This is a genomic window from Azorhizobium sp. AG788, assembly GCF_004364705.1.
Classification (GTDB): domain Bacteria; phylum Pseudomonadota; class Alphaproteobacteria; order Rhizobiales; family Xanthobacteraceae; genus Azorhizobium; species Azorhizobium caulinodans.
Genome location: NZ_SOBM01000010.1, coordinates 110842 through 135080, shown reverse-complemented (window position 1 = coordinate 135080; position 24239 = coordinate 110842). Strand labels below are relative to the sequence as shown.

General features: G+C 65.3%; 29 protein-coding genes. 16 read left to right on the top strand and 13 right to left on the bottom strand.

All coding sequences use genetic code 11. The features are described 5' to 3' along the window. Positions 1-280: 280 nt before the first annotated feature. From flgI to motA, 13 genes are all read right to left on the bottom strand, one after another. The gene (gene flgI, locus DFO45_RS23075; RefSeq protein ID WP_012169163.1) at positions 281-1381 is read right to left on the bottom strand and encodes a flagellar basal body P-ring protein FlgI; all 1101 of its coding nucleotides are present in this window, start codon (positions 1379-1381) and stop codon (positions 281-283) included. After that, positions 1378-1950 (bottom strand): flagellar basal body P-ring formation chaperone FlgA, encoded by a 573-nt coding sequence (gene flgA / locus DFO45_RS23070; protein ID WP_012169164.1) that lies wholly within the window; start codon positions 1948-1950, stop codon positions 1378-1380. The genes flgI and flgA overlap by 4 nt, the downstream gene beginning before the upstream one ends. A 41-nt stretch (positions 1951-1991) precedes the next feature. Continuing rightward, positions 1992-2780: a flagellar basal-body rod protein FlgG gene (gene flgG / locus DFO45_RS23065; RefSeq protein WP_012169165.1), complete on the bottom strand. Its 789-nt coding sequence runs from the start codon at positions 2778-2780 to the stop codon at positions 1992-1994. Between the two features lie 12 nt (positions 2781-2792). Then, positions 2793-3122: a flagellar hook-basal body complex protein FliE gene (locus tag DFO45_RS23060; RefSeq protein ID WP_012169166.1), complete on the bottom strand. Its 330-nt coding sequence runs from the start codon at positions 3120-3122 to the stop codon at positions 2793-2795. Next, positions 3119-3538: a flagellar basal body rod protein FlgC gene (flgC, locus tag DFO45_RS23055; RefSeq protein WP_043879967.1), complete on the bottom strand. Its 420-nt coding sequence runs from the start codon at positions 3536-3538 to the stop codon at positions 3119-3121. Before flgC ends, DFO45_RS23060 begins: the two co-directional genes overlap by 4 nt. A 2-nt stretch (positions 3539-3540) precedes the next feature. Then, positions 3541-4026 (bottom strand): flagellar basal body rod protein FlgB, encoded by a 486-nt coding sequence (flgB, locus tag DFO45_RS23050; protein WP_348633850.1) that lies wholly within the window; start codon positions 4024-4026, stop codon positions 3541-3543. A gap of 104 nt (positions 4027-4130) precedes the next feature. After that, a complete protein-coding gene (locus DFO45_RS23045; protein WP_133866689.1) occupies positions 4131-4583 on the bottom strand; it encodes a hypothetical protein in 453 nt (150 codons plus the stop codon). Continuing rightward, complete coding sequence (gene flhB / locus DFO45_RS23040; protein ID WP_012169170.1) at positions 4567-5646, bottom strand: flagellar biosynthesis protein FlhB; 1080 nt, start codon at positions 5644-5646, stop codon at positions 4567-4569. The genes DFO45_RS23045 and flhB overlap by 17 nt, the downstream gene beginning before the upstream one ends. Positions 5647-5661: 15 nt before the next feature. After that, on the bottom strand, positions 5662-6687 hold the full coding sequence (locus DFO45_RS23035) for a flagellar motor switch protein FliG (protein ID WP_012169171.1): 1026 nt from the start codon (positions 6685-6687) through the stop codon (positions 5662-5664). Positions 6688-6697: 10 nt separating this feature from the next. Beyond that, a complete protein-coding gene (fliN, locus tag DFO45_RS23030; protein ID WP_012169172.1) occupies positions 6698-7060 on the bottom strand; it encodes a flagellar motor switch protein FliN in 363 nt (120 codons plus the stop codon). A 112-nt stretch (positions 7061-7172) separates the two neighbouring features. Continuing rightward, positions 7173-7517 (bottom strand): hypothetical protein, encoded by a 345-nt coding sequence (locus tag DFO45_RS23025; RefSeq protein WP_043878838.1) that lies wholly within the window; start codon positions 7515-7517, stop codon positions 7173-7175. After that, entirely contained in the window at positions 7498-8427 is a 930-nt protein-coding gene (locus DFO45_RS23020; RefSeq protein WP_012169174.1) for a FliM/FliN family flagellar motor switch protein, read from the bottom strand. Before DFO45_RS23020 ends, DFO45_RS23025 begins: the two co-directional genes overlap by 20 nt. Before the next feature lie 4 nt (positions 8428-8431). Continuing rightward, positions 8432-9322: a flagellar motor stator protein MotA gene (gene motA / locus DFO45_RS23015; RefSeq protein ID WP_133866688.1), complete on the bottom strand. Its 891-nt coding sequence runs from the start codon at positions 9320-9322 to the stop codon at positions 8432-8434. Between the two features lie 235 nt (positions 9323-9557). Here motA and flgF point away from each other — a divergent pair, with 235 nt between their 5' ends. The 16 genes from flgF to DFO45_RS22935 all read left to right on the top strand — a co-directional run bounded on the left by flgF (position 9558) and on the right by DFO45_RS22935 (position 24056). Next, positions 9558-10280: a flagellar basal-body rod protein FlgF gene (gene flgF, locus DFO45_RS23010; RefSeq protein ID WP_012169176.1), complete on the top strand. Its 723-nt coding sequence runs from the start codon at positions 9558-9560 to the stop codon at positions 10278-10280. A gap of 61 nt (positions 10281-10341) precedes the next feature. Then, on the top strand, positions 10342-11664 hold the full coding sequence (fliI, locus tag DFO45_RS23005) for a flagellar protein export ATPase FliI (RefSeq protein ID WP_012169177.1): 1323 nt from the start codon (positions 10342-10344) through the stop codon (positions 11662-11664). 108 nt (positions 11665-11772) lie between these two features. Beyond that, a complete protein-coding gene (locus DFO45_RS23000) occupies positions 11773-13065 on the top strand; it encodes a flagellar hook protein FlgE (RefSeq protein WP_133866687.1) in 1293 nt (430 codons plus the stop codon). Between the two features lie 36 nt (positions 13066-13101). Then, the gene (gene flgK, locus DFO45_RS22995) at positions 13102-14559 is read left to right on the top strand and encodes a flagellar hook-associated protein FlgK (RefSeq protein WP_012169179.1); all 1458 of its coding nucleotides are present in this window, start codon (positions 13102-13104) and stop codon (positions 14557-14559) included. Between the two features lie 9 nt (positions 14560-14568). Then, complete coding sequence (locus DFO45_RS22990) at positions 14569-15627, top strand: flagellar hook-associated family protein (RefSeq protein ID WP_012169180.1); 1059 nt, start codon at positions 14569-14571, stop codon at positions 15625-15627. Between the two features lie 20 nt (positions 15628-15647). Continuing rightward, complete coding sequence (gene flaF, locus DFO45_RS22985) at positions 15648-15995, top strand: flagellar biosynthesis regulator FlaF (protein WP_012169181.1); 348 nt, start codon at positions 15648-15650, stop codon at positions 15993-15995. After that, positions 15992-16402 (top strand): flagellar biosynthesis repressor FlbT, encoded by a 411-nt coding sequence (gene flbT / locus DFO45_RS22980; protein ID WP_245518235.1) that lies wholly within the window; start codon positions 15992-15994, stop codon positions 16400-16402. The genes flaF and flbT overlap by 4 nt, the downstream gene beginning before the upstream one ends. 68 nt (positions 16403-16470) lie before the next feature. Continuing rightward, positions 16471-16887, top strand: a complete 417-nt coding sequence (gene flgD, locus DFO45_RS22975) for a flagellar hook assembly protein FlgD (RefSeq protein ID WP_133866686.1) — start codon at positions 16471-16473, stop codon at positions 16885-16887. Further along, positions 16884-17150, top strand: a complete 267-nt coding sequence (fliQ, locus tag DFO45_RS22970) for a flagellar biosynthesis protein FliQ (protein ID WP_012169184.1) — start codon at positions 16884-16886, stop codon at positions 17148-17150. The genes flgD and fliQ overlap by 4 nt, the downstream gene beginning before the upstream one ends. A 284-nt stretch (positions 17151-17434) precedes the next feature. After that, the gene (gene flhA, locus DFO45_RS22965) at positions 17435-19516 is read left to right on the top strand and encodes a flagellar biosynthesis protein FlhA (protein ID WP_133866685.1); all 2082 of its coding nucleotides are present in this window, start codon (positions 17435-17437) and stop codon (positions 19514-19516) included. Then, entirely contained in the window at positions 19513-20262 is a 750-nt protein-coding gene (gene fliR, locus DFO45_RS22960) for a flagellar biosynthesis protein FliR (protein ID WP_012169186.1), read from the top strand. Before flhA ends, fliR begins: the two co-directional genes overlap by 4 nt. Before the next feature lie 3 nt (positions 20263-20265). Next, positions 20266-20697: a hypothetical protein gene (locus tag DFO45_RS22955; RefSeq protein ID WP_133866684.1), complete on the top strand. Its 432-nt coding sequence runs from the start codon at positions 20266-20268 to the stop codon at positions 20695-20697. Positions 20698-20750: 53 nt separating this feature from the next. Continuing rightward, entirely contained in the window at positions 20751-21353 is a 603-nt protein-coding gene (locus tag DFO45_RS22950; RefSeq protein WP_133866683.1) for a rod-binding protein, read from the top strand. 11 nt (positions 21354-21364) lie between these two features. Further along, positions 21365-21835 carry a hypothetical protein gene (locus DFO45_RS22945; RefSeq protein WP_244421784.1) on the top strand — a complete coding sequence of 157 codons (471 nt, stop codon included), beginning with the start codon at positions 21365-21367 and terminating at the stop codon, positions 21833-21835. After that, positions 21832-22347, top strand: coding sequence for a hypothetical protein (locus DFO45_RS22940; protein ID WP_012169190.1), 516 nt, complete (start codon positions 21832-21834; stop codon positions 22345-22347). The genes DFO45_RS22945 and DFO45_RS22940 overlap by 4 nt, the downstream gene beginning before the upstream one ends. A gap of 35 nt (positions 22348-22382) precedes the next feature. Continuing rightward, positions 22383-24056: a HAMP domain-containing methyl-accepting chemotaxis protein gene (locus DFO45_RS22935; RefSeq protein ID WP_133866682.1), complete on the top strand. Its 1674-nt coding sequence runs from the start codon at positions 22383-22385 to the stop codon at positions 24054-24056. Positions 24057-24239: the final 183 nt, after the last annotated feature.

Sequence of the window (24239 nt, the reverse complement as noted above, 5' to 3'; positions counted from 1 at the left end):
GCGCAACGCTGGGGAGCGCGCCCGACCCGGACGGGATAATGCGGCGCGGCCGCTGTCCCGGCGCGGCCGTCATGGCCGCTCGAATGCCCTTGGCGTACATCGGCATCTTCCTCGAAGGCTCCGACGAGCCCGCTTGGCGCGGGCACATGTCGGGGCTGAGAGCGGGGCCGCAGGTTCCGGTGAAGGCTCCTGCGGCTCACGCCATCTCAATGTGCTTTTCAGGGGTACAGACCAATGCTTGCGCCACGCTGTCATGCGGCGCGGCACGCACCGCCGGTCGCTACTGGACCACAAGCTCCGCCTGCAGCGCGCCGGACGTCTTGATGGCCTGGAGGATCGCGATGATGTCGGAGGGTTTGAGGCCGAGCCTGTTGAGGCCCCGCACCAGTGTCTGGAGGTCGGTGCCCCGCACCACCGCCAGATGACCGCCGGCCTCGTCCGCCTGGATGTCGGTGCGCGGCACCACCACGGTGGAGCCGGAGGCGAAGGGATTCGGCTGCGACACCACCGGCGTCTCGGTGACGCGGACGGTCACGCTGCCCTGGGTCACGGCAACGGTCGAGACCTGCACGTTGCGGCCGATGACCACGGTGCCCGTGCGCTGGTCCACCACCACCTTGGCGGGCGTATCCACCTCGATGCCCAGCTCGCCGATCTCGGCAAGGAAACGGGCGGGATTGGCCTGGGGCGGACGCTGGACCACCACGGTGCGCAGGTCGCGCTCGCGGGCGAGCGGCCGGCCGTAACGCGCCTGGGTATAAGCGTTGATGGCATCGGCCATCAGCGAGGCGGTCTTGAAGTCCGGATTGGTGAGATCGATCAGATATTCGTTCAGGTCGCGGAGCTGACCGGGGATCTGCCGTTCCACCAGCGCACCGTTCGGGATGCGGCCGGACGTGGGCACGCCCTGGGTCAGCGTTTCCGCCTGCCCCTGCACGCTGAAGCCGGAGACGGCGAGCTGGCCCTGCGCCACCGCATAGGTCAGGCCGTCGGTATTGTTGAGTTGCGTGATGAGCAGCGTGCCGCCCTTCAGCGACGTGGCATCGCCGATGGAAGAGACCGTCACGTCCACCCGCGAGCCGATGGCCGCGAAGGCGGGCAGGTTGGCGGTCACCATCACGGCGGCGGTGTTGCGCGCCCGCAGCGGGCTGCCGACCACATTGATGCCCATGCGGTCGAGCATGGCCTGGAGGGCCTGCTCGGTGAAGGGCGAGTTTCGCAGCGTGTCGCCGGTGCCCTGGAGGCCCATGACGAGGCCGTAGCCGATGAGCTGGTTGTCGCGCACGCCCTGGACGGACGAGATGTCCTTGATGCGGGTCAGCGCCAGCGCCGGTCCCGCCAGAAGGACGACAAGCGCGGCGATCAGGAAGCGCGAGATCATTGGCCGCTCACCCGCACCGAGCCGTCGGACTGCACCGTGCCGGCGATGATGAGGCCGCTGTCGAGATTCTTGAGACGCACGATCTTGCCTACAGAGCCGTCTTCCATCGCCATGGCGAAGCCGGAGATGGTGAGGCCGCCTTCCTGCAGGACGACGGGGGCGAGGTGCCCGCGCGAGACCACCTGCGGATCGGCATAGGCGTTGACCGGGATCGGCGTGCCGGCCTGGAGGCCGCGGCGGGCCACCTTGCCGATGAGCGCCTGACGCGAGGTGGCCACCGCCACGCGGTCGGACGGGCTGACCGAATAGGCGCGATCCACCAGCATGGAGTCGCTGATGGTGTCGCCGGGATAGATCGCGACCGCCGGAACCGGGAGCACGATGCTGGCAGGCTCCGGAATGGCCGGGGCCTGCGCCGAGGGCGCCGGAGCCTTGCTGCGCGCGGCGGCCTCCGCGGCTTCCGCCGCGGCGACACGCGAGGAGATGCTGAGGCCGGACGTGCTCTGCGCGGCGGCGGGCATCGTGGCGAGGCCCGCCAGTACGGCGAGCGCTGCGAGGATCGTGCGCATGGCGGCTCTGGTGTCCTTGATGGAGCTGACGGCGCGGGCCGTCAGCGGATGCCGGTGGAGACGGTCTTCGACATTTCGTCGGCGGCCTGGATCACCTTGGAGTTCATCTCGTAGGAGCGCTGGGCGGCGATCAGCTCGGTGATTTCCTTCACCGGATCGACGTTGGACGCCTCGAGGTAGCCCTGCTGGATCTTGCCGAAGCCCACGTCGCCGGCAACGCCGACGATCGGCTGGCCGGAAGCGAGCGTCTCGCGATAGAGGTTGTTGCCGAGCGGCTCCATGCCGGACTCGTTGGCGAAGTTCACGAGCGTGAGCTGGCCGAGGAGCTGCGGATTGGTCTGGTTCGGGATGGTCGCATAGACCTGCCCGCTCTCGTTGACCTGGATCTCCGTGGCATTGTTCGGGAACTGGATCGCCGGGTTGATCACATAGCCGTCCGAGGTGACGAGCTGGCCCGTCGCGCTGCGGTTGAACGAGCCCGCGCGGGTATAGACCGTCTGGCCGTCCGGCGTGGTGATCTCGAACATGCCGCGGCCGTTGACCGCGAGATCGAGCGTGTTGCCGGTCTGGGTCAGCGGGCCCTGGGTGTGCAGGTTGCGGATGCCCACCGTGCGGACGCCGAGGCCGAGCATCGCGCCTTCCGGAATCGCCTGGCCGCCGTCGCGGTTCGGGATGCCCTGGGTGCGCTCGGACTGGTAGAGAAGGTCGGAGAATTCGGCGCGGGCCCGCTTGAAGCCGGTCGTGTTGATGTTCGCGATGTTGTTCGCGATCACTTCCACGTTCGTCTGCTGGGCATTCATGCCGGTTGCGGCGATAGCGAGTGCTCTCATGATGCGGACTCCTCAGATCGCCATACGGCTGACTTCTTGATACGCGGCGACCACCTTGTCGCGCACGGCGATGGCGGTCTGCAGGGTCTGCTCGGCAGACATCACCGCCTCGACCACCTGCTGGATGGAGGCCTTGCCCTGGATGGCCGCGATACCGGCGGCTTCACCCTGGCGCACGGTCTTCATGGCATCAGTGGTGACGCTGGCGAGCACGTCGCCGAAGTCGGCGCCCTGCTGGCCGTTGAGGGCGGTCAGCTTGGTCTCGGTCGTCTCCATCTTCGTGGAAGAGATCGAGGTGGGCGTGCGCAGACTGGAGCTCAGGGCGGAGACGGTTTCGATCATGACTGCGTCCTCAGGAGGTCCACGGTCATCGCCACCATGGAGCGGGTCTGCTTGATCATCTGGAGGTTGGCTTCGTAGGAGCGGTTGGCTTCGCGCATGTCCGCCATTTCCGTGAGCATGTTCACGTTGGGCAGCTTGACCATGCCGCTCTCATCCGCCGCCGGATTGCCGGGGTCGTATTCGGTGAGGAAGGGCGCCTGATCGACGCCGAGGCTCTTCACCTTCACGTTGGAGGCGCCGAGCGTGCGGTCGAGCTCGGCCTGGAACTGGATGGTCTTGCGCGTATAGGGGTCGGCGCCGGGCGTCGAACCGGTGGAGCGCATGTTGGCGAGGTTTTCCGAAACCACCCGCATGCGCTGCGCCTGAACCTGGAGGCCGCTACCGGCGATCTGGCCGGCCACCTTCAAGGGATCGATCATCAAGAGCTCCTAACGCTCGTAAGGATCATGCGGTTGAAGGCACGCACGATGTTTGTGTTGAGGGTGTAGGTGCGGTTGACGTCGGCCGCCTTCAGCATCTCCTGGTCGAGATTGACCGAGTTGCCCGAGGCGGTGACTTCCCACGAGTCCGATTCCTTCGTCTTCGAAGTCTCGGCGCCCGCGAAGGGCACGCCCATATGCCCGGGCTCCGTCGTCGCCATGCTCAGACGGGTCTTGTTCATGACGGCCGAGAAAGGCTCGACCTCCCGGGCCTGGTAGCCCGGCGTATTGGCATTGGCGATGTTGCCGGTGATGGTCGCCTGCCGCACCGAGGCCCAGCGGGCCTGACGCGATGCAAGGTCGAACAGGTACAAAGGATCCAACGGGTCCTCCCGGATCGTCTCGGGACCAACCCTAGGTGTGAAACCTTGCACGGGGCTGGCGCTCGGATCGGGAACCGGCCCGACGGGCGAGAACGAAGCCAAGGAGGCGCCGTTCGTGCCGGGACAAGGCCTGGGCACGGGTCCGGTAGGAGGTCGTGTCGGAACGCGGGAATGCCGCGGGGTGGCGTGAAGCTGTCTGCGGCGCCTCAGGCCGGCAGGCGGCACTCGTCCAGTGCGTGCTGGAAACGCAGGAAGCTGTCCTCGATGGAGGCGACAGGTTCGTTGAAGACGATGCCTTCGATGGTGATGCCGATTCCCTTGCCGTCGAACTCGATGCGGAAATAGGCCGTCAGATCGATGTGCTGGAGTTCCATCTCCAGCGTGACCACCGGCGGGGCACCCCACTCCTCGACGATGTTGGCATGGTGCGTGTAGTGCAGCAGCCCCGGGCGCAGCGACAGCTCGGCCGAGGAGGCGACGATATCGTCGATGTTCTGGTCCTGCCGGCCGTGGATATAGCCGATGATGACGCCGGCGTTGGTATAGAAGAGTTCACCGAGGAAATGACGAAGGCATTCTGCGAGCGCGCGCTCGTAGACCATCAAGCGCTGCTCGCCGACCGTCGCCCGGTTGACCACATGGTCATTGCTTGGCAGCATTCGTTCCTCGGGAATAGATAAAGTACAAAATCTTCGCCACGGGTTTGTAGAATTCCGGCGGGATCCACTGATCGACCTCCACCGCGTCATACATGGCGCGGGCCAGCGGCTTGTCCTCGATCACCGGGATCGAACAGCGCTCCGCGATCTCGCGGATCTTGAGCGCGATCAGATCGGTGCCTTTGGCCACCACCTGCGGTGCACCGCCCTTCTGGCGGTCATAATAGAGCGCGATGGCATAGTGCGTCGGGTTGGCCACCACGAGGGTCGCCTTCGGCACCGAACTCATCATGCGCTGGCGGGCGCGCTGCTGCGCCAGCGAGCGCATGCGCGCCTTCACCATCGGGTCGCCCTCCTGCTGCTTCATCTCCTCCTTCACTTCCTGCTTGGTCATGCGCAGTTCGGCACGCCAGTGGAAGCGGGACCAGACGAGATCAAGGGCCACCAGGACGATGGTGGCGACGCAGACGGCGGATATCAGCCGCGTGGCCAGCGACAGGATGACCGATGGCATCAGCAGCGGGTCACTGTACATGGCGTTCATCACCTTGTCCCGCTCGGACATGAGCAGGACGCCGCAGATGACCGCCACCACGACCAGTTTGAACGCCGATTTTCCGAACTCGATACCGCCGTCCCGGCTGAAGATGCGCGTCCATCCCTTCATGGGATCGATGCGGCTGAACTGCGGCTGGATGCGGTTCAGCACGAGGCGCGGCGTGTTCTGGAACAGCGAAGCCGCAAGGCCCGCCGCCGCCAGCAGAAGGACCGCCGGCAGAAGGACCTGGCCCATCAGCAGCAGCACGCCCCAGGCGAGGGCGATGGCATCGTCCGACCCCGCCAGCGTGAAGCCCGCGGGATTGTCGAGGAAGTGCGTGAGCTCGACGGTCAGGATGCGCACGGGATTCACGACGAAGAACGTCAGGACCCCGAGGATGCCCAGCAGCGAGGCGAACAGCGCCGTCTCGCGCGAATAGGGAACGTTTCCCTTCTCCAAGGCATCGGAGACTTTGCGCTCCGTTGCCTCTTCGGTTTTACTTTCCTTGTCGGTATCGTCGGACATTGACGGCGCTTCTGCTTATCGCACGTAGGCTTCGTCGTCGTTGCCGGTATTGATCTCGATTTCGCCGCGTCCCGCCATGTCCAGTGCCATGTCGGTGATCGTGCGGCGGGCCTCCGCCACCTCCTTCTGTGCCGACGGCTCGCCGTTCCCCAGTTCCTGCTCGACCATGCGGCGCACGCGCGAGCCGAGCGACTGGAGGATGATTTCGCGGAATTCCACGTCCGTGCCCTTGAGCGCCAGGATGAGCTTGTCGTTCGGCACCTGGTCGAACAGCGACGTGCGCGCCTTGGGCGTGAGCTTGACGATGTCCTCGAAGGTGAAGAGCAGGCCCTTGAGGATTTCCGCCGACTTCGGCCGGGTGGCCGCCAGCGAGGACAGGACCATTTCCATGTCTTCGCGCTCCATCTTGTTGATGATGTCGGCCATGCGGGCATGCGGGTCGGCGCCGGCGTTGCGCGAGAAGTTCATCATGAAGTCCTCATGGATGGTCTTCTCGATCACCTGCATGGTGGCGTCGACGATGGGCTTGAAGGTGAGCATGCGGCGCATCAGGCTGTTGCGCTTGTCCGCGGGGATGTGGCTCATCACCTTGGCGGCGCACGAGGGGCGCACCTTGGAGAGGATGAGCGCCGCCGTCTGCGGATGCTCCTTCATGATGTAGGTGGCGAGGATGTTCTCGCTGACCGTGGAGATGCGGTCCCAGATCGAATGATTGGCTGCGCCCAGCAGCTCGTTCATGATCTCGGCGATCTGCTCGGGCGGCAGAACGCCCGTCAGCAGCCGTTCCACATCCTGTGCCGTGCCCACGAGATTGGCGCCGGCGACGAAGCTCGACGCAAATTCCTCGATCAGGCTTTCGACGACCGCGGTCGGCATCGGCCGCAGTTCGGCAATCGCGCGCGTGACGAGCTTGATCTCGTCCGGCTCGAAATGCTTGAGGATGCGGTTGGCGATCGGCGTGCCCATGGTCATGAGCAGCGCCGCCACCTTGTCCGTGCCGTGCAGTGGGCGGGACTTGCCGGTCAGCGGTTGGGGGGCCATGGGCTAGCCGTCAGTTGTGGTCGGCGCCGCCGGGGCCGACGATCTCGGTGAGGGTCACGCCGAAACGGGAGTTGTCTTCTTCCACCACCATCACCTCGCCGCGGGCGATGATGCGACCGTTCACCACCACGTCCACGGGTTCGCCCACGCGATGGTCCAGCGGCACGATGGCGCCGCGACCGAGCTTCATGAGATTGGCCACCGGCATGCTGGCCGAGCCGAGCACCACCTGCAGCAGCACGGGGATGCGCATCACGGATTCGAGGCCCTGGCCGGTGCCGATGGTCTCTTCCTTGCCGTTGTCTTTCAGCGCCTTGGAGAAGAGCGCTTCGTCCTGGGCGGTGTCCTTGTCGAAATCATCGGGCGGTGCCATGGGGTGCTCCCGTCAATTGGCTGGTCCGAGCGCGCTCTCGGGCGCCCGTAGAAAGTGGAAGGTTGGGCCGATCCGGTCGCCGCGACCGCATCGGATCTGGGTCTGAAGACCGTCAGGCGCCGCGCGCCAGCATCTGCCCGTTCGCATGCTTGTCCATGCCGGCCTGCTCGGTGCGGGCGCGGCGGAGGGCGAGGCTGTTGCGCTCGAGATCCGCGATGGCCTCGTGCGCCTGCTCGATCTTGTCACCCAGCGAGAACAGAAGTTCCCGGCCGTCCGTATTGAGGGCGCACACCGCCTGATGGGCCGAGATGAGCGCCGCGGAGCTTTCCGCCAGCACCCGCTCGTAATGGGCCTGATGCGCCTCGAGTTCCTTGAGCTTGCGATAGACCAATACCACGCAGGCGGTGGTCATGACGAGCGCGACCAGGAGCACCATGTCAACGGGGAAGAATGTCATCGACGAACTCCTGGTTCAGATTGATCTGCTCTTCGACCCGCAGCACATAAGCGCCCTCGGCCTGGCCGAGATGGCACCAGAAGAGCGGCTGGTCGGCGCTTTCCAGCTTCACGAGCGTCCGCGGCGTGGCCTGCAGGTGGAGCACCTGGCCCACCTTGAAGTCGGCGATCTCGCCGAGGGGATAGTGTCGCTCCTCGAGGATTGCGCGAACCTTGACCTGCGTGCGGTTGACCTCGTCGCGGATCTGCTTGGTCCAGATCGGGTCGCGGCCGGAGGTCTCGGCGGGCGTGGTGCGGGCGAGTGCCTGGCGCATGGGCGTCAGGGCCGACTGCGGGATGATGACGAACATCTCGCCGCCGCGGTTCAGGGCCTGGAGCAGGAACTTGGCGGTGACCGCAAGGTTGTTGCGGCGGCCGATGACCGCGAAGTCCATGCGGGTTTCCTGCCGCTCGAACTTGAACTGGGTGTCGCTCACCATGGTGAAGGCGTTGTGGAGCGCCTTCTGCATCTGCTCGAAGATGGCCTGCGAGATGCGCAGCTCGATGTTGGAGAAGCTGCGCTCGTCGTCCACCGGCGGCTCGGAGCCGTCGGCACCGAACAGCGCCTCGATCATCGTGAACACGAAGTCGCGGTCAAAGCCGACGATGATGTGGCTGTCCCACATGGGAACGTGGAACACGCCGGCCACCGCCATGCCTTCGTACATTTCCAGCACGTCGCCGATGCGGCCCGTCTCGATGCTCGAGAGCGAGTAGAAGGCCTGTGAGGCGGCCAGCTGGCGCAGGCCTTCGGCGCAGAGCGTGCCCAGGCGGTCGAAGATGACGTGCAGCATGGGCATGCGGTCGATCGACAGCCCCGCCGCATCGAGCAGCATGTCTCGAATGTCTTGATGGGAATGCGCTGCATTCATGGGATCACGCGGCCTGCTGCTGGGGCGGAGAGTTCGAGGACGGCACGTTCGAGATGGCCTCGCTCTCGACCTCGTCGATGGTCGGACGCTCGCCTTCCGCAATGGTCTTGCGGCCATGTTCCAGCGCGATCTGGGGGAGGGCGCCGTTCATGAAGGCGATCAGCGTCTGCTTGACGATGATGAAGGGCTGGCACTGCTTCTCGCGGGTGACTTTGATCTTGTGGGCCAGCGGGGAAATGATGGCGTAGGACGAATAGATGCCGACGAAGGTGCCGATGAGCGCCGAGCCGATGTAGTGGCCGAGGATTTCCGGCGACTGGTCGATGGCGCCCATGGCCTTCACGATGCCCAGCACCGCGGCGCAGATGCCGAGCGCCGGGAGCGCCTCGGCCACCGTGCCGAGCGCGGCGGCGGGCTTCGTCTTGTGCTTCTTGATGGTCGAGATCTCCTGCTCCATCAGGCCTTCGATCTCGTGCGACTTGGCGTTGCCGATGATGATGAGGCGGGCATAGTCGCAGATATACTGCGTCAGCTCCTTGTCCTTCAGGATCGTCGGGAAGTGGGCGAACAGGCCGGAGTTGGCCGGATCGTCGATGTGCGCCTCGACCTCGTTGCGCGGCTTGGCGCGCACTTCACGCATCAGGGCATAGAGCAGGCCGAGCAGCGCGAGGAAGTCCTTGCGCTTGGGCGCGACGCCCGACATGGCGTGCATGATGCCGCTGCCGGTGTCCTTGATGACGGGCATGGGGTTGGCGATGATGAACGTCGAAAAGGCGATGCCGCCGATGATGACGTACTCGAACGGCTGCCAGACGACGTCCAGATGGCCGCCCATGGCCATGAAGCCGCCGAAGGTGGCGCCCAGGCCGAGGACAATTCCGAGCAAGACCATCATGGCGGTGGATCCCCTGTTTGATCCCTCGGTGTTAGGCAACGTGCATTGCGCGAGGCTTGGCTTGCTGCGGACACGCACATTGCCGCTGCGAGGCAGGCTCGGGCAAGCCTCGGGTGAGAGCTTCCGTCGCGAAGGTTAAGTGCCCTCCCGTGCGCGTGCCGAATACGGCGTCACCGGAGGGGTTCCTGTTCAAGCGTCGGACCGGCTCCCGGTCCCATGGTCCCTCGGAGGCAGCATGTCCAACGGCCTTTACGTCGCCCTGTCCGGTCAGATGGCGACGGAAAAGCGGATGGCCACGATTGCGAACAACGTGGCGAACATGAACACGCCCGGCTATCGGGCCGAAGAAATCAAGTTCTCCAGCATCATGGCCGAGCAGGGGGCGAAGGACATCAAGTTCGCCTCCACGGGCGAGAGCTACACGTCCCGCCGCGCCGGCCCCATCACCTATACCAACAGCCCCTATGACGTGGCCGTTCAGGGCAAGGGCTGGTTCTCGGTGAAGACGCCGGACGGCGTCGCCTACACCCGCGACGGGCGTTTCAACGTCACCGCCGACGGCATGCTGGTCAGCGTGAACAATTATCCGGTGCTCGATCAGGGCGGCACGGCCGTCATGATCCAGCCCAACCAGGGCGAGCTGAAGATCACCGCCGACGGCACCATCATCCAGGGCACCAACCCGGTGGGAACGCTCGGCCTGTTCGAGATTCCGCTCGATGCCAAGCTCAAGCGCTACGACAATTCGGCGGTCATCCCCGACAAGGCGGCGACGCCGGTGACGGACTACAATTCCAACGCCATCCGCCAGGGGTATGTGGAAGGCTCGAACGTCGATCCGGTGATGGAGATGACGCGCCTCATCATGGTGCAGCGTGCCTTCGAGAGCGCTGCGCAGGCCATTTCCCAGCAGGAGACCTCGGGCACCGATTCCATTCGCGCGCTCGGCCCGCAGTAATCCCCTCGCGTGTTCCGGCCGGGCGCCCCATGCCCGGCCTCTTCCCCCTTGAGGTGGCGTGATGAATGCCCTGGTCCGTCTTCAGGCTGCCGTTGAATCCGCCATGGAAGACGTGCCCCCGCTGCGTGTGGGCGGCATCGTCCGGGAAGTGACGCCCACCTATTTCCGCGTCAGCGGCATCTCCAGCTACCTGCGTCTCGGCGACCGCGTGGGCATCGACCAGGACGGGCGCACCCGCATCGGCGAGGTGGTTCGCGTGGACGAGGCCGGCGCCGCCGTGAAGCCGTTCGACGAGCGCGTGCCCGTGGGCATGGGATCGGTGGCCTTCCGGGCCGGCTCCCTCAGCCTCAGCCCGGACCGCTCCTGGAAGGGGCGGGTCATCAATGCGCTCGGCGTACCGCTCGACGGAGAGGGGCTTCTTGCCCGCGGCGAGCACCGCATGCCCATGGATGCCGAGCCGCCTCCGGCCATGACGCGACAGCGCATCCAGAAGGGCATCCGCACCGGCGTCCGGGTGATCGACCTCTTCACCCCGCTGTGCGAAGGCCAGCGCATGGGCATCTTCGCCGGCTCGGGCGTCGGCAAGTCCACCCTTCTTGCCATGCTGGCCCGCAGCGCGGTGTTCGATACCGTCGTTGTCGGCCTGGTCGGCGAGCGCGGCCGCGAGGTGCGCGAGTTCCTCGAAGGGCCGCTCGCCTCGAACCGCCACCGCTCCGTCGTGGTCGTTTCCACCAGCGACGAGAGCCCGATGATGCGGCGCCTTGCGCCCCAGTCGGCGCTGGCGGTGGCCGAATATTTCCGCGATCTCGGCGAGTCGGTGCTGCTGATCATCGATAGCGTGACGCGCTATGCCCACGCCGCGCGCGACGTGGCGCTGGCCGCCGGCGAGCCGGCCGTGGCGCGCGGTTATGCGCCCAGCGTCTTCTCCACGCTGCCGAAGCTGCTGGAGCGGGCTGGGCCCGGCACCGAGGGCGCCGGCTGCATCACCGCCGTCTTCTCGGTGCTGGTGGATGGCGACGACCACAATGATCCGGTGGCCGATGCCATCCGCGGCACGCTCGACGGCCACATCGTGCTCGATCGCGCCATTGCGGACCAGGGCCGCTTCCCGGCCGTGAACGTGCTCGGCTCCATCTCGCGTCTGGCCGATCACGTGTGGACTCCCGAGGAGCGCGACCTCGTGCGGCGCCTCAAGTCCATGGTCGCCCGCTTCGAGGATACGCGCGACCTGCGCCTGATGGGCGGCTACCACGCCGGCAGCGATCCGGAACTCGATCAGGCTGTGGCGCTCGTTCCGAAAATCTACGAGGCGCTGCGGCAGTATAGCGACTCCCCGCCCTCCCTGGATCCCTTCGGAGAACTGGCTCAGGCCATCCGCGGGTGAGCCGCGCAGGCGGGTTTGGCAGCCTCGCACAAGCTAATTCTGGTCCATTTGGGATCGGGTACCGGCCACGACAGGGCGAAATGCGCCCATATCATCGGGAGTTTTTCCATGAGCCTTTATGGGACGCTGCGGACCAGCGTGTCGGGCATGAATGCTCAGTCCAACAAGCTTGGCACCATCTCTGACAACATCGCGAACTCCAACACGACCGGCTACAAGAAGGCGACCACCGACTTCTCGTCCCTGATCGTGGACAGCAGCACCTCGGAATACAATTCCGGCTCGGTGAACACCAAGATTTCCTACGACATCTCCAAGCAGGGCACCACGACGAGCTCCACCTCGGCCACCGACATGATGGTCAATGGTGATGGCTTCTTCGTCGTGCAGGACGGCGGCGGCTCGACCTATCTGACCCGCGCCGGCAGCTTCACCGTGGATGCCACGACGGGCAATCTCGTCAACACCGCCGGCTACACGCTGATGGGCTATGACATCAGCAAGGGCAACAACGTCACCCCGGTGGTGAACAGCACCGCGGGCATGGTGCCGGTCAACATCGGCAGCATCGCCCTGGCGGCCGTGCCCACCACGTCCGGCACCATGACGGCGAACCTGCAGTCCACCTCGGCGGTGGTCAGCGGCGCGACGCCGGGCGGCAACACGGCGGCGGCGACCTACACCTACAAGAGCTCCGTGTCGGTCTATGACAACCTCGGCAACCAGGTTGTCCTCGACGTCTATTTCACCAAGACCGCCGCGGCGAACCCCGCCGCCACGCCGCCCACCACCGGCGGCTGGGAAATGGCTGTCTACAATCAGGCCGACGCGACCACCGGCGGCACCACGCCGTTCCCGTACAGCTCCGGTGCTCTGGCCACCCAGACCCTGACCTTCGACTCCACCGGCCAGCTCCTGACGCCCGCGACGGGCAAGGTGTCGCTGACGGTGCCGAACGGTCAGACGATGAATTTCGACATCAGCACCATGACGCAGCTGTCGAACGACTACAGCATCAAGGCGCCGACCAACGGCAGCCCGGCGACTTCGGCCTCCGACATCAAGGTCAATTCGCAGGGCATCGTCTATGCGGTGGACGGCAACGGCAACACCACCAACCTGTACCGGATCCCGGTCGCAACGGTGAAGAGCCCGGACAACCTGACGCCGGTCTCCGGCAACGCCTATCAGGTGACGCAGGAATCGGGTGCCATGCAGATCGGTCTGTCCGGCTCGGCCGGTGTCGGCACGATCAAGTCCAACACGCTGGAAAATTCCAACGTGGACGTGGCCAGCGAGCTCACCGACATGATCGTCGCCCAGCGCGACTACACCGCCAACTCCAAGGTCTTCCAGACCGGGACGGATCTGCTCGACGTTCTGATGAACCTCAAGCGCTGATCCTGACGCCTCGCCCTCCGGATCCTGGGGACCATCATGAGCCTTACCAGCGCGTTTTCGACGGCGCGGAACTCGTTGCTGAATACGGCGACGCAGCTCTCCACGTCGGCGAAGAACATCGAGAATGCGAGCAACACCAGTTACTCGCGCAAGAACGCAAACTTGGTCTCCGGGGACGCGGGCAACACCAGTGTCGTCGTCGCCCGGGCGGGCGACGCCGCGCTCTTCCTGAAGATGCTGGACGCCACGTCCAACAGCTCCAAGTACGCGGCACTGCTCACCGGCCTGACGACGCTGCAAAGCACCATCGGCGATACCGAGACCGACACTTCGGTGGCGGCTCGGCTGTCGACCTTCCAGACGGCGCTGTCGTCCTATGCCAATGCGCCGGACAATGACACGCTCGGCCAGGCGGCGATCACCGCGGCGGAGAATCTCGCCACCGCGCTGAACTCCTCGACTCGCACCGTCCAGTCGGTGCGGGCGGAGGCGGATGCGAACATCGCCAATTCCGTGTCGAAGGTGAATGACCTGCTCTCGCAGTTCAAGATCGCCAACGACGCGGTGATCGCCGGCACGGTGAAGGGCGACGACATCTCGGACGCTCTCGACGCCCGTGACGCTGTCCTTTCGAAGCTCTCGGAAGAGATGGGCGTCACCACCGTCCTCGGCCAGAACAACGACATGAAGCTGTATACGGACGGCGGAGCCACGCTGTTCGACCAGTCTCCGCGTTCGGTCACCTTCGTGCCTTCGGCCACCTTCGACGGCACCACCGTCGGCAATGCCGTCTATGTGGATGGCGTCGCCGTCACCGGCGCTTCGTCCGTCATGCCGCTCAAGTCCGGCGCCATCGCCGGCTATGCCGAGATGCGCGACGTGACGACCGTCACCTATCAGGACCAGCTCGACGAAGTCGCGCGCGGCCTGATCAGCGCCTTCCAGGAAACCGACCAGTCGGGCGGCGGCGGGGCAGCCAAATCTGGCCTGTTCACCAACGGCATCGACACCACGGTGGCCGGCGGTCTGACGCGCAACCTGGCGGCGACGATCACGGTGAATACCGCGGCCGTCGTGTCCAAGGGCGGATCCGTCAGCACGCTGCGCGACGGCGGCATGAACGGCGCTGCTTACGCCTACAACACGACCAATGCCGCGAGCTTCGGCACGCGCCTTGCGGCTCTGCAGACCGCGATCAAGGCCCAGCAGACCTTCTCGAGCACCACGCAGCTGACCAGCGGCGTGAGCCTCCAGACGTTCGCCTCGTCCTCGGTCAGCTGGCTGGAGGGGCTGCGCACGTCCACCACCAACAAGTCCGAGACGCAGAAGACCTTGCTCTCGCAGGCGTCCACGGCCGTGTCCAATGCCTCCGGCGTGAACACGGACCAGGAATACGCCACGCAGTTGCAACTGGAGAAGAGCTACCAGGCCTCCTCCAAGATCCTGAGCGCCGTGCAGAGCATGTACGACGCGCTCTTCAGCGCCATCCGGTGAGATTGAGCCATGCAGAGCAGCTACATTTCCACCATGTCCTGGACGCTGTCGGCGATGAAGTCGATCACGTCCCTGCAGACGCAGATCGAGAAGAAGAACACTGAGCTCGCCACCGGCCGCTATGCGGATATCGGTCTCGAGCTCGGCGTCAAGACCTCGCTGAGCGTGGATCTGCGGCACGAGTACAATCAGGTGCAGGGCCTGCTGGATTCGAATTCCCTCACGGATTCGATCATGACCCGGTCGCAGACCGGCCTCACCAACATCCTGAACAATGCCAGCACCTACCAGAAGACCCTGCTGAGCAGCCAGGCGTCCGCCGAGACGGTGACGCAGATGCAGCTCGAAGGCCAGCAGGGCCTCGCCTCGCTCCTGTCGTCGCTGAACACCACCGACGGCACGCGCTATGTGTTCGGCGGCATCAACAGTGGCCAGACGCCCATGAAGGACTTCGCGACCAACGCCCAGGTCGCGATCCAGACCGCCTTCCAGACCGCGTTCGGCTTCCCCGTCTCGGACCCGCAGGCGGCGAACATCACCTCCGGGCAGATGCAGACGTTCCTGAACAACGTGTTCTCGGAAGACAATACGAACACGTCCGCGCTGTTCAATGACACGAACTGGGCGGCGCAGTGGTCCAACGCGTCGAGCACCAATCTCACGCGCCAGATCTCGCAGACGGAGAACGTCAGCGTCTCCACCACGGCGAACGACACAGCCATGCGCAAGCTCGCCATGGCATATTCGATGATGGGTTATCTGGGCGTCGGTTCGTTGAACATGAGCGCGCTCCAGACGGTCATGGACACGTCTCGCGCCACCCTGTCGGCGGGCATGACGGGCGTGACCAATACGGCCGCCGCGATCGGCGTGTCCCAGACCCGCGTAACGACGGCCAATTCGGAGCTGAACAAGACGCTGGACGTCGTCAAGAGCAGAATCAACTCGCTCGAAAGCGTGGATCCGGCTGAAGCCAAGACGCAGCTCGATACACTTACGAACCAGCTGAGCATGAGCTACTCGACGACGACCAAGCTCCTGCAGCTCAGCATCATGAACTACGCCTGAATTCTAAAGGGAGCGCCGCGATGTACAAATTTTCCTACGCGGAGATCTTGGAGGACTCGTCCACGGAATCGCGTGCGCGCGAGCGGGACGCCTTCGATCGTGCGCTCGAACTCCTGGTGTCTGCGGAATCGGCGGGTCTCGACACGCCCGAATGCCGTGCTGCCATGCTGTTCCTGCAGCGCCTGTGGGGCCTTCTGATCAGGGACCTCACGGATGCCAACAACGAGCTGGCGCCCGAACTGCGGGCCGACCTCGTGTCGATCGGTCTGTGGAACATCCGCGAGGCGGACCGCGTGCTGGAGCAGTCCTCGAGCAACTTCTCCGGTCTCATCAACATCAACCGCACCATCCGGGATGGTCTTCAATGAGCAAGGCGATGCAGATCACGCTGCGGCCGGGTGAGAAGATTTTCATCAATGGCGCGGTGCTGCGTGTGGACCGCAAGGTCACTCTGGAACTCATGAATGACGCGACTTTCCTCCTGGAAAGCCACGTCCTTCAGGTGGAGGACACCACGACCCCCCTCCGCCAGCTCTATTTCGTGATCCAGGCGATCCTCATGGATCCCCGGAATGCGGAGGCCGCCCGGCACCTGTTCCACACCCAGTGGGCGGCGCTGCGCCAGGCGTTCAAGAACGAGACGGTGCTCGAAGGCCTCGAGACGATCGCCAATCAGGTGATCGGCGGCCGGACGTTCGATGCCTTGCGCACGCTGCGCGGGCTGTTCGTCATCGAGGACGCCATCCTCGCCCATGGTGGGAGCAAGGCTGCCTGAGCGGGCCGGGCCGCTGGTCGGCTTCGCGCAACCTTCGCCAGGCATTGTGTGCGTGAAGGAGAACCAACATGACCACCGTTGCGAGCACCACCAGCTCTACGTCCACGAACACGGCGGCCGCCGCGTCGACCGCGGCCAAGAATGCGAGCACGGTTGATTACAACCAGTTCCTGCAACTGCTCGTGGCGCAGCTGAAGAACCAGGATCCGACGCAGCCGATGGACTCCACGGCCTATCTGTCGCAGCTCGCCTCCTTCTCGCAGGTCGAACAGCAGACCAACACCAACAAGAAGCTGGACACGCTGCTCTCGGCGAGCGCGCTCCAGTCCGCGGATGCCGCCATCGGCAAGACCGTGACCAGCGCCGACGGCACCGTCAGCGGCACCGTCGCCTCTGTGAGCCTCGTCAGCGGCGGCGCGCCCATCGCGACGCTGAAGGACGGCTCCAAGGTTACGCTCGACTCCACGGTGAGCATCAGCGGATGAACGAGGCCGACGCCCTCGACGTCGTCCGAAACGCCATCTGGACCATCCTGTTGGCGGCGGGACCTGCGGTGGCGGCGGCGATGCTGGTGGGCATCTTCATCGCCCTCATCCAGGCGCTCACGCAGATCCAGGAAGCGACCCTCACCTTCGTGCCGAAGATCATCGCCGTGCTGGTGGTCTGCGCACTCACCGGGTCGTTCATGGGCAGCCAGATCATGGCTTTCACAGAAGAAATCTACGGCCGCATCGCCAGCGGCTTCTGAGTTCGGCCGGGACCGCCCGCGGGCGGTTCCGGCTCGCAATTCGCCTGCGCTTCCGGGCGCGGGCGCCGCTCCGGCGACCCGCCGGGGCTGTTCTCGCCAGGCCGTTGACCGCCTGACCCCAACGACGAAGCGCGCAAGCCTTGGTCGCGACGGGCTCCGGCACCGACAGTCGCACATGCAGCCGGGTCGAGGCCCGGAGTTGCGAGCCCAGACGTCATGAGGACGTCGCGCGCAGAGACAGGACACCGGCCCCGCGCGGCCGTGGCGTCCGGGAATGAGATGAGATGGCCGACGTTTCGCTTACCGCCGGAGACCAGCGCTCACGCCGCGACATAGGCTTTGCCGTTGGCATCGTCGCGATTCTCGCGGTGCTCTTCCTGCCGATCCCGCCGCTGCTCATCGACATCGGGCTTGCGCTGTCGATCGCGCTCTCGGTTCTGATCCTGATGGTGTCGCTCTGGATCCAGAAGCCGCTCGAATTCTCGTCCTTCCCGACCATCCTTCTGCTCGCCACCATGCTGCGCCTCGCGCTCGGCGTGGCAACCACGCGCCTCATTCTCGCGCACGGTGCGGACGGCGTGCACGCCGCCGGTGCCATCATCGCGGGCTTTTCCAAGCTCGTCATGAGCGGCGATTTCGTGATCGGTATCGTGGTGTTCGCGATCCTCGTCACGGTGAACTTCCTCGTCATCACCAAGGGCGCCACGCGTATCGCGGAAGTGGGCGCCCGCTTCACCCTCGACGCCATCCCCGGCAAGCAGATGGCCATCGACGCCGATCTCAACGCCGGCCTCATCGACGACAAGGAAGCCCAGCGCCGGCGCAGTGAGCTCGAAGAGGAAAGCTCCTTCTTCGGCTCCATGGACGGTGCCTCCAAGTTCGTGCGCGGCGAGGCCGTGGCGAGCTTGATCACCATCGCCATCAACATCTTCGGCGGCATCATCATCGGCGTCACCCGCCATGGCCTGCCGATCGGCGAGGCCGCGGACATCTACACCCGCCTGTCGGTGGGCGACGGCCTGGTCTCGCAGATTCCCGCGCTCATCGTGTCGCTGTCCGCCGGTCTGCTGGTGTCCAAGGGCGGCACCAAGGGCTCGGCGGAAAAGGCGGTGCTCGGCCAGCTCGGCGCCTATCCGCGCGCGCTGTTCGTCTCCGCCGGCCTCCTGTTCGCGCTGGCTCTGGTTCCCGGCCTGCCGCTCATCCCCTTCGCCGCCCTCGGCGGTCTGATGGCCTTTGTCGGCTATGCGGTGCCCAAGCAGCTCGCCAAGGAGAAGGCCGAGAAGGAAGCCAAGGAAAAGGCGGTCAAGGAGCAGCAGGCGCTCGAAGTGCGCGAGTCGGTGAAGGAGCAGCTGAAGACCGCCGAGATCGAGGTGGTGTTCGACAAGCAGCTCGCCGGCGTGATGACCCGCGCCTCCACCGAGTTCGGCCAGCGCATCGCCAAGATGCGGCGCAAGTTCGCCCAGCGCTACGGATTCGTGGTTCCGGACGTGAAGATCTCCGAGAGCCTGAACGTCCCGGCCAAGACCTACCAGATCAAGATCCACGGCACCGTCGTGACCTCGCAGGAGATGCGCATCGGCGAACTGCTGGTGGTGACCGGCGACGGCGCCAAGCCGGACGTGCCGGGCGACGAGGTGCGCGAACCCGCATTCGGCATGAAGGCCATGTGGGTGGCGGAAGCCTATCAGGCCGAGGTGCGGCGCGAGGGCTTCACGGCGGTGGACAATTCCACCGTGATCCTGACGCACCTCAGCGAAGTGATCGCCAACAACCTGCCGCAGCTCCTGTCCTATAAGGACATGCGCACGCTGCTGGACCGGCTCGATCCCGAGTACAAGCGCCTGATCGAGGACATCTGCCCCTCGCAGATTTCCTACTCCGGCCTCCAGGCGGTGCTGAAGCTGCTGCTCTCCGAGCGCGTCTCCATCCGCAACCTGCACCTCATCCTCGAAGCCATCGCCGAGATCGTGCCCCATGCCCGCCGCTCCGAGCAGGTGGCCGAGCACGTGCGCATGCGTATGGCCCAGCAGATCTGCGGCGACCTTGCCGATGGCGGCGTGCTGCGGGTGCTGCGCCTCGGCAGCAAGTGGGACCTCACCTTCCACCAGAGCCTCAAGCGCGACGCCAAGGGCGACGTGGTGGAGTTCGACATCGATCCGCGCCTCGTGGAGCAGTTCGGCACCGATGCCTCCGTCGTGGTGCGCGAGCAGATGAAGGAGGGGCAACCCTTCGTGCTGGTCAGCGCGCCCGACGCGCGGCCCTACGTGCGCATGATCATCGAGCGCATGTTCCCCTCGCTGCCCGTGCTCTCGCACGTGGAGATCGCCCGCGGCGTCGAGATCAAGTCCCTCGGGACCATCTCGTGATCCCTCTGGACGTCTCGATCCTGAGCGCCTTCCTGGTGTTCTGCAGGATCGGGAGCTGCATCATGATGATGCCGGGCCTGTCGGGCTATCGCCTGCCCGTGCGCGTCCGCCTGCTGCTGGCGGTGGCGGTTTCGCTCGCCATCCTGCCGCTGATGTATGACGACCTCGTCAATTTCATCCGCAACGCCAATTCCGCGCAGCTTCTGCTGTCCATCGGCACCGAGATGGCGACGGGGGCCATCATCGGAACCCTGGCCCGCATCTTCTATCTTATGCTGCAGATGATGCTGGTGGCCATTGCCCAGTTCATCGGCCTGTCCTCGCCCATGGGCCTGCCGGAAGACGGCGAGGTGCTGCCATCGCTGGCCACGCTGATGATCCTGGCGGCCACCACGATGATGTTCCTGACTGACCAGCATTACGAGATGCTGCGCGGTCTCATTGCCTCCTATCGGCAGATCCCGGTGGGGGTGGGCTTTGGCGGCCGGGGCGCGCTCATCCAGGCGTCGGACCAGCTTTCTGCGGCGCTGATGATCGCAATGCGCCTGGCCAGCCCGTTCCTGATCTATTCGCTCATCATCAATTTCGCGGTCGGCCTCATCAACAAGCTGGTGCCGCAGATCCCGGTTTACTTCATCTCTGCCCCGTTCATTCTGCTCGGGGGCCTCATTTTGCTTTACGGTCTCTCGGATCAGATGTTGACCGCCTTCTCCGCCGCGTTCAATCTCTTCCTGAGGACGGGGTGAGGCATGAAGCAGCGTCTGCGCAAGGCGGGCCGGATCGTCGCCGTTCAGGAACAGATGCACCGCCAGGCGGAATGGCGGATGGCCGACATTTCGCGCGCCAAGGCCGATCTCGAACGCCTGCGCAGTGAACTCATCGAAACGCTCAACGAAGACACGTTCGGCCCCCTGCTCGTGGAAGTGGTGGCCCGCCGCCTGAAAGCGACCGCCGCCGAGGCCGACCGGCTGGCGCAGGAGCAGATGCGGCAGGAGGCCAAGGTCCGCGAGGAGGCGCTGCGCCTGAAGCGGGCCGAACGCATGCACGAGAACGTCTCGCGCCAGTATGACCGGCACCAGGAGCACATCATGGTCGCCGGTATCCTGGAAGGGATTGCCGCCCGGCTTTCCCATGCGAAGGACGACGAGCCCGGCGCGCCGGGGGATGCAAGCCTCACATAAGCAAAGTTTCGGACAGTCACGGCCGATCATTCCTCAATCCGTGACTGTGTGAGATGGCCATCCAACCTCCCTCAGATATCGTCCTCGACGTCATGCAGGCGGCGGACCCGGCCAAGGCGCAGAAGGTGACCGCCAACCTTCAGCGGCTGGCGACCTCCGCGTCCTCCGGCGTGTTCGACACGATGGTGCAGGGCGTTGCCGGGGGCTTTTCCGGCGGCCTCTCGTTTGCCTCCACCAGCACCACGTCGCTGCACAATCTGACCAATCTGTCGAAGCGGCCCGGTGCCGAGCCCGGCGAGGCCGCCTCCGAGCTGATGGCGAAGGCGGGCAACGACCCGCTGCGCAAGTTCGAGGCCATGGTGCTCTCCACGTTCGTGGAAAGCATGCTGCCTAAGTCCACGGCGGTCTATGGCGCCGGCAACGCCGGCAATGTCTGGCGCTCCATGCTGGCCCAGAAGATGGGTGACCAGGTGGCGGAAGCCGGCGGCATCGGCATCGCCAAGACCATCGCGGCGCGCCATCCCGAGATGCGCACCGTGAGCGGCGCCCAGGTGGCCGGCGCGCCGACCGCCGCGGCGGCCCGGCTGACGACGGTCCAGCCGTCGGGCGGCGAGGCCGACAAGGATACGACCACCGGCACTGACATTTCCATTTGAGGATGGCTGCAATGAGCGACAAGTCCGTTGAAGGCGAAAGCCTTGGTTTCTCTCTTGCGGCCCAGCTCGCCTGGACCGACGTGGATGCGCCGATCGCCGAGCTGAACGCCCCCGATCAGCCCGCCCTGTCGCCGGAGATGGCGACGCTGGTCAGCTCGCTCGACCGGCTGGAGATCGTGATCGATCAGGAAACGGCCGCTCTGGAGGCCCACCAGCCTGTCGATCTGGCGGAGATGAACCGCCGCAAGAGCCGCAGCCTGCTGGAGCTCAGCCGAGCGCTGCGCGGCCTGCCGGACGACGTGGATTCGAGCCTTGGCGAGCGCTTGACGGGCATCAAGGCCAAGCTCACGCGCAACTGCGAGGTTCTGGCCATGCATCTGGCTGCGGCGCGCGAAATTACCACCATTTTGAATGGGGCTTTGCGGGCCGCTGAGTCCGACGGCACCTACAGCACCGCACTGCTCGGGGGACGCACGGCATGATCAAGTTCGTGGTCATCGGCGTCTGGGTATGCGCGGTGACGCTGGCCTCGAGCTATGGCGCGGCCTATTGGGCCGCGGGCGCCAACCTCGGTAAGGCGGAAGACCCTTACCTGCCAGGGCTCGAGTACAAGCGCGTGCCGACCATCACCGTGCCGATGATCATGGACGGCCAGGTGAAGGGCTATGTGATCGCAAAGCTCGTTTTCACCGCCGACGCCGGAACGCTCAAGAAATTAAGTGTCGATCCGGTTGTATTTGTGGTCAACGACGCCTTCTCGGAAATCTATAATAACGGTCGTGTCGAGTCTGGGAAAATCTCCAAGTACAACCTGAAGGACATGACCGACCGCGTGAAGGAGAAGGTGAACGCCCGCCTCAACGGGCCGGTGATCCAGGAAATCCTGATCGACGGCATCAATTACGTCGACAAGAACGACATACGGACGGTGGCTAACCAACAGCAACAATCGTCCAAAGGCCAAGACAAGGGCGATGCTAAGCCGAGCCATTGATCCGAAGCCAGGGAGGGGCGGAGAGGAAAACGAAAATGAAGATTGCGGGGAAGATCTACAGCATCGTCGGCATTCTCGGCCTCACCACGCTGATCGTGTGCGTCATGGGCCTGAGTGCGCTGAGCGAATTGAACGGCACGTCGGATCGGCTCGACGCGACGGCGCAGCGCGCCTTCGTGGCTGAGAAGCTGAACGGCGCGATCACCGCCGTCGTCATGGAATCCCGCGGCATCTATGCCGCCCCCGACATCGCGGCCGCCAAGCCCTTCGCCGCCGGCCTGCGCAAGCAGCTCGATAACGTGGACCAGCTCGCCGCGCAGCTGAAGCGCCTCAGCGGCAACACCGACGCGCAGGCGGTGGATGCCGTGCTCTCCGACCTCGCCAAGTTCCGCGAGTTCCGGGTGGAGACGGCGCGCCTCGGCGAGAGCGTGAGCCCGCAGGCCGCCAATGTGCAGGGCAACAATGATGCGAACCGCGCCAACCGCCGCGCCCTCCAGGCCTCGGTGGACCGGCTGACGGACCAGATCCGCAATGAACTCGAGCCTCTGCGGGCGCGCATCGATGGCTTGCAGAATCAAACCTGGTGGCGCCTCGTGATTCTCACCGGTGTCGGCCTCCTCATCGGCGGTTCGATCGCCATCTGGATCGGCACGCAGACCATGAGCCGGCCGCTGCGCCGCGCCTCCGAGACGCTCCGCCGCCTCGCTTCGGGCGAGCTGGACGTGGCCGTCGAGGCACAGCGCTCGAAGGACGAGATCGGCGACCTGTGGCAGTCCACCAAGCAGCTGCTGGAGGAACTGCGCCAGGCCGACCGGCTGCGGATCGAGCAGCGCGAGCTGGCGGTCCGGGCCGAGAGCGACAAGCGCGCGGCCATGCATTCGCTTGCCGATGAATTCGACCGCGAGGTCTCCGGTGTGGTCCGCACCGTGGCCGAGGCCGTGTCCACGCTGGAGCGCAACGCTGCGACCATGAGCGCCTCGGCGGACCAGACCTCCCGGCAGTCCACCGTCGTCGCCGCGGCGGCGGAGGAAGCTACAAGCAACGTTCAGACGGCAGCCTCCGCTGCGGAAGAACTGGCTGCCTCCGTCCGCGAGATCGGTACCCAGGTGTCCACCGCCGCGAAGATCGCGGAAGAGGCCACCGGGCAGGCAGCCAAGACGGCAGACGTGGCGCGCGGGCTTTCCGCCAGCGCGACGCGGATCGGACAGGTGGTGCAGCTCATCACTGATATCGCTTCGCAGACCAACCTCCTGGCGCTGAACGCGACCATCGAGGCGGCGCGCGCCGGCGATGCCGGAAAGGGGTTCGCGGTGGTGGCGAGCGAAGTGAAGTCGCTCGCCGAGCAGACCTCGAAGGCGACCGACGAAATCTCGGCTCAGGTTTCCGCCGTGCAGGGGGCGACCGACGAGGTGGTGCGGGCCATCGAGGGCATCTCGGACACCATCCGCAAGATTGACGACATCTCCTCGGCCATCGCCAACGCCATCGATCAGCAGGGCGCGGCGACCGGAGAGATCGCACAGAACGTGAGCCAGGCGGCACAAGGCACGCAGGAGGTCTCCTCCAGCATCACCGGTGTTTCCGCCGCGGCTCAGGCCACGGGGCGTGTCTCGACCGACATCGTGCACGCCGCAACCGATCTCTCGGCGCAGGCAAGCCGCCTGCGCAGCCAGGTCGACACTTTCGTCGCACGGGTCCGCGCGGCCTAGCCGCTCCGTGCTTAACCCTCACGGGAGAGGGGGGAATGTCCGAAGGGCCTGCGGGCCCTGAGGGCGGACCACCTTCTTCCACTCCTGTGTCGCCAGGGCGGTACCGCGCGGTACGGCCTCGGTGCAAACCGGGAATGGACCGGGGCTTGTCCCGGCACCGCCTGGCAACACAGGGGCGCTTGA

Bases quoted from the DNA above. Each gene is read 5' to 3' on its own strand.
- flgI (WP_012169163.1), bottom strand. From the start codon at position 1,381: ATGATCTCGCGCTTCCTGATCGCCGCGCTTGTCGTCCTTCTGGCGGGA.
- flgA (WP_012169164.1), bottom strand. From the start codon at position 1,950: ATGCGCACGATCCTCGCAGCGCTCGCCGTACTGGCGGGCCTCGCCACG.
- flgG (WP_012169165.1), bottom strand. From the start codon at position 2,780: ATGAGAGCACTCGCTATCGCCGCAACCGGCATGAATGCCCAGCAGACG.
- DFO45_RS23060 (WP_012169166.1), bottom strand. From the start codon at position 3,122: ATGATCGAAACCGTCTCCGCCCTGAGCTCCAGTCTGCGCACGCCCACC.
- DFO45_RS23045 (WP_133866689.1), bottom strand. From the start codon at position 4,583: ATGCTGCCAAGCAATGACCATGTGGTCAACCGGGCGACGGTCGGCGAG.
- flhB (WP_012169170.1), bottom strand. From the start codon at position 5,646: ATGTCCGACGATACCGACAAGGAAAGTAAAACCGAAGAGGCAACGGAG.
- DFO45_RS23035 (WP_012169171.1), bottom strand. From the start codon at position 6,687: ATGGCCCCCCAACCGCTGACCGGCAAGTCCCGCCCACTGCACGGCACG.
- fliN (WP_012169172.1), bottom strand. From the start codon at position 7,060: ATGGCACCGCCCGATGATTTCGACAAGGACACCGCCCAGGACGAAGCG.
- DFO45_RS23025 (WP_043878838.1), bottom strand. From the start codon at position 7,517: ATGACATTCTTCCCCGTTGACATGGTGCTCCTGGTCGCGCTCGTCATG.
- DFO45_RS23020 (WP_012169174.1), bottom strand. From the start codon at position 8,427: ATGAATGCAGCGCATTCCCATCAAGACATTCGAGACATGCTGCTCGAT.
- motA (WP_133866688.1), bottom strand. From the start codon at position 9,322: ATGATGGTCTTGCTCGGAATTGTCCTCGGCCTGGGCGCCACCTTCGGC.
- flgF (WP_012169176.1), top strand. From the start codon at position 9,558: ATGTCCAACGGCCTTTACGTCGCCCTGTCCGGTCAGATGGCGACGGAA.
- fliI (WP_012169177.1), top strand. From the start codon at position 10,342: ATGAATGCCCTGGTCCGTCTTCAGGCTGCCGTTGAATCCGCCATGGAA.
- DFO45_RS23000 (WP_133866687.1), top strand. From the start codon at position 11,773: ATGAGCCTTTATGGGACGCTGCGGACCAGCGTGTCGGGCATGAATGCT.
- flgK (WP_012169179.1), top strand. From the start codon at position 13,102: ATGAGCCTTACCAGCGCGTTTTCGACGGCGCGGAACTCGTTGCTGAAT.
- DFO45_RS22990 (WP_012169180.1), top strand. From the start codon at position 14,569: ATGCAGAGCAGCTACATTTCCACCATGTCCTGGACGCTGTCGGCGATG.
- flaF (WP_012169181.1), top strand. From the start codon at position 15,648: ATGTACAAATTTTCCTACGCGGAGATCTTGGAGGACTCGTCCACGGAA.
- flbT (WP_245518235.1), top strand. From the start codon at position 15,992: ATGAGCAAGGCGATGCAGATCACGCTGCGGCCGGGTGAGAAGATTTTC.
- flgD (WP_133866686.1), top strand. From the start codon at position 16,471: ATGACCACCGTTGCGAGCACCACCAGCTCTACGTCCACGAACACGGCG.
- fliQ (WP_012169184.1), top strand. From the start codon at position 16,884: ATGAACGAGGCCGACGCCCTCGACGTCGTCCGAAACGCCATCTGGACC.
- flhA (WP_133866685.1), top strand. From the start codon at position 17,435: ATGGCCGACGTTTCGCTTACCGCCGGAGACCAGCGCTCACGCCGCGAC.
- DFO45_RS22955 (WP_133866684.1), top strand. From the start codon at position 20,266: ATGAAGCAGCGTCTGCGCAAGGCGGGCCGGATCGTCGCCGTTCAGGAA.
- DFO45_RS22950 (WP_133866683.1), top strand. From the start codon at position 20,751: ATGGCCATCCAACCTCCCTCAGATATCGTCCTCGACGTCATGCAGGCG.
- DFO45_RS22945 (WP_244421784.1), top strand. From the start codon at position 21,365: ATGAGCGACAAGTCCGTTGAAGGCGAAAGCCTTGGTTTCTCTCTTGCG.
- DFO45_RS22940 (WP_012169190.1), top strand. From the start codon at position 21,832: ATGATCAAGTTCGTGGTCATCGGCGTCTGGGTATGCGCGGTGACGCTG.
- DFO45_RS22935 (WP_133866682.1), top strand. From the start codon at position 22,383: ATGAAGATTGCGGGGAAGATCTACAGCATCGTCGGCATTCTCGGCCTC.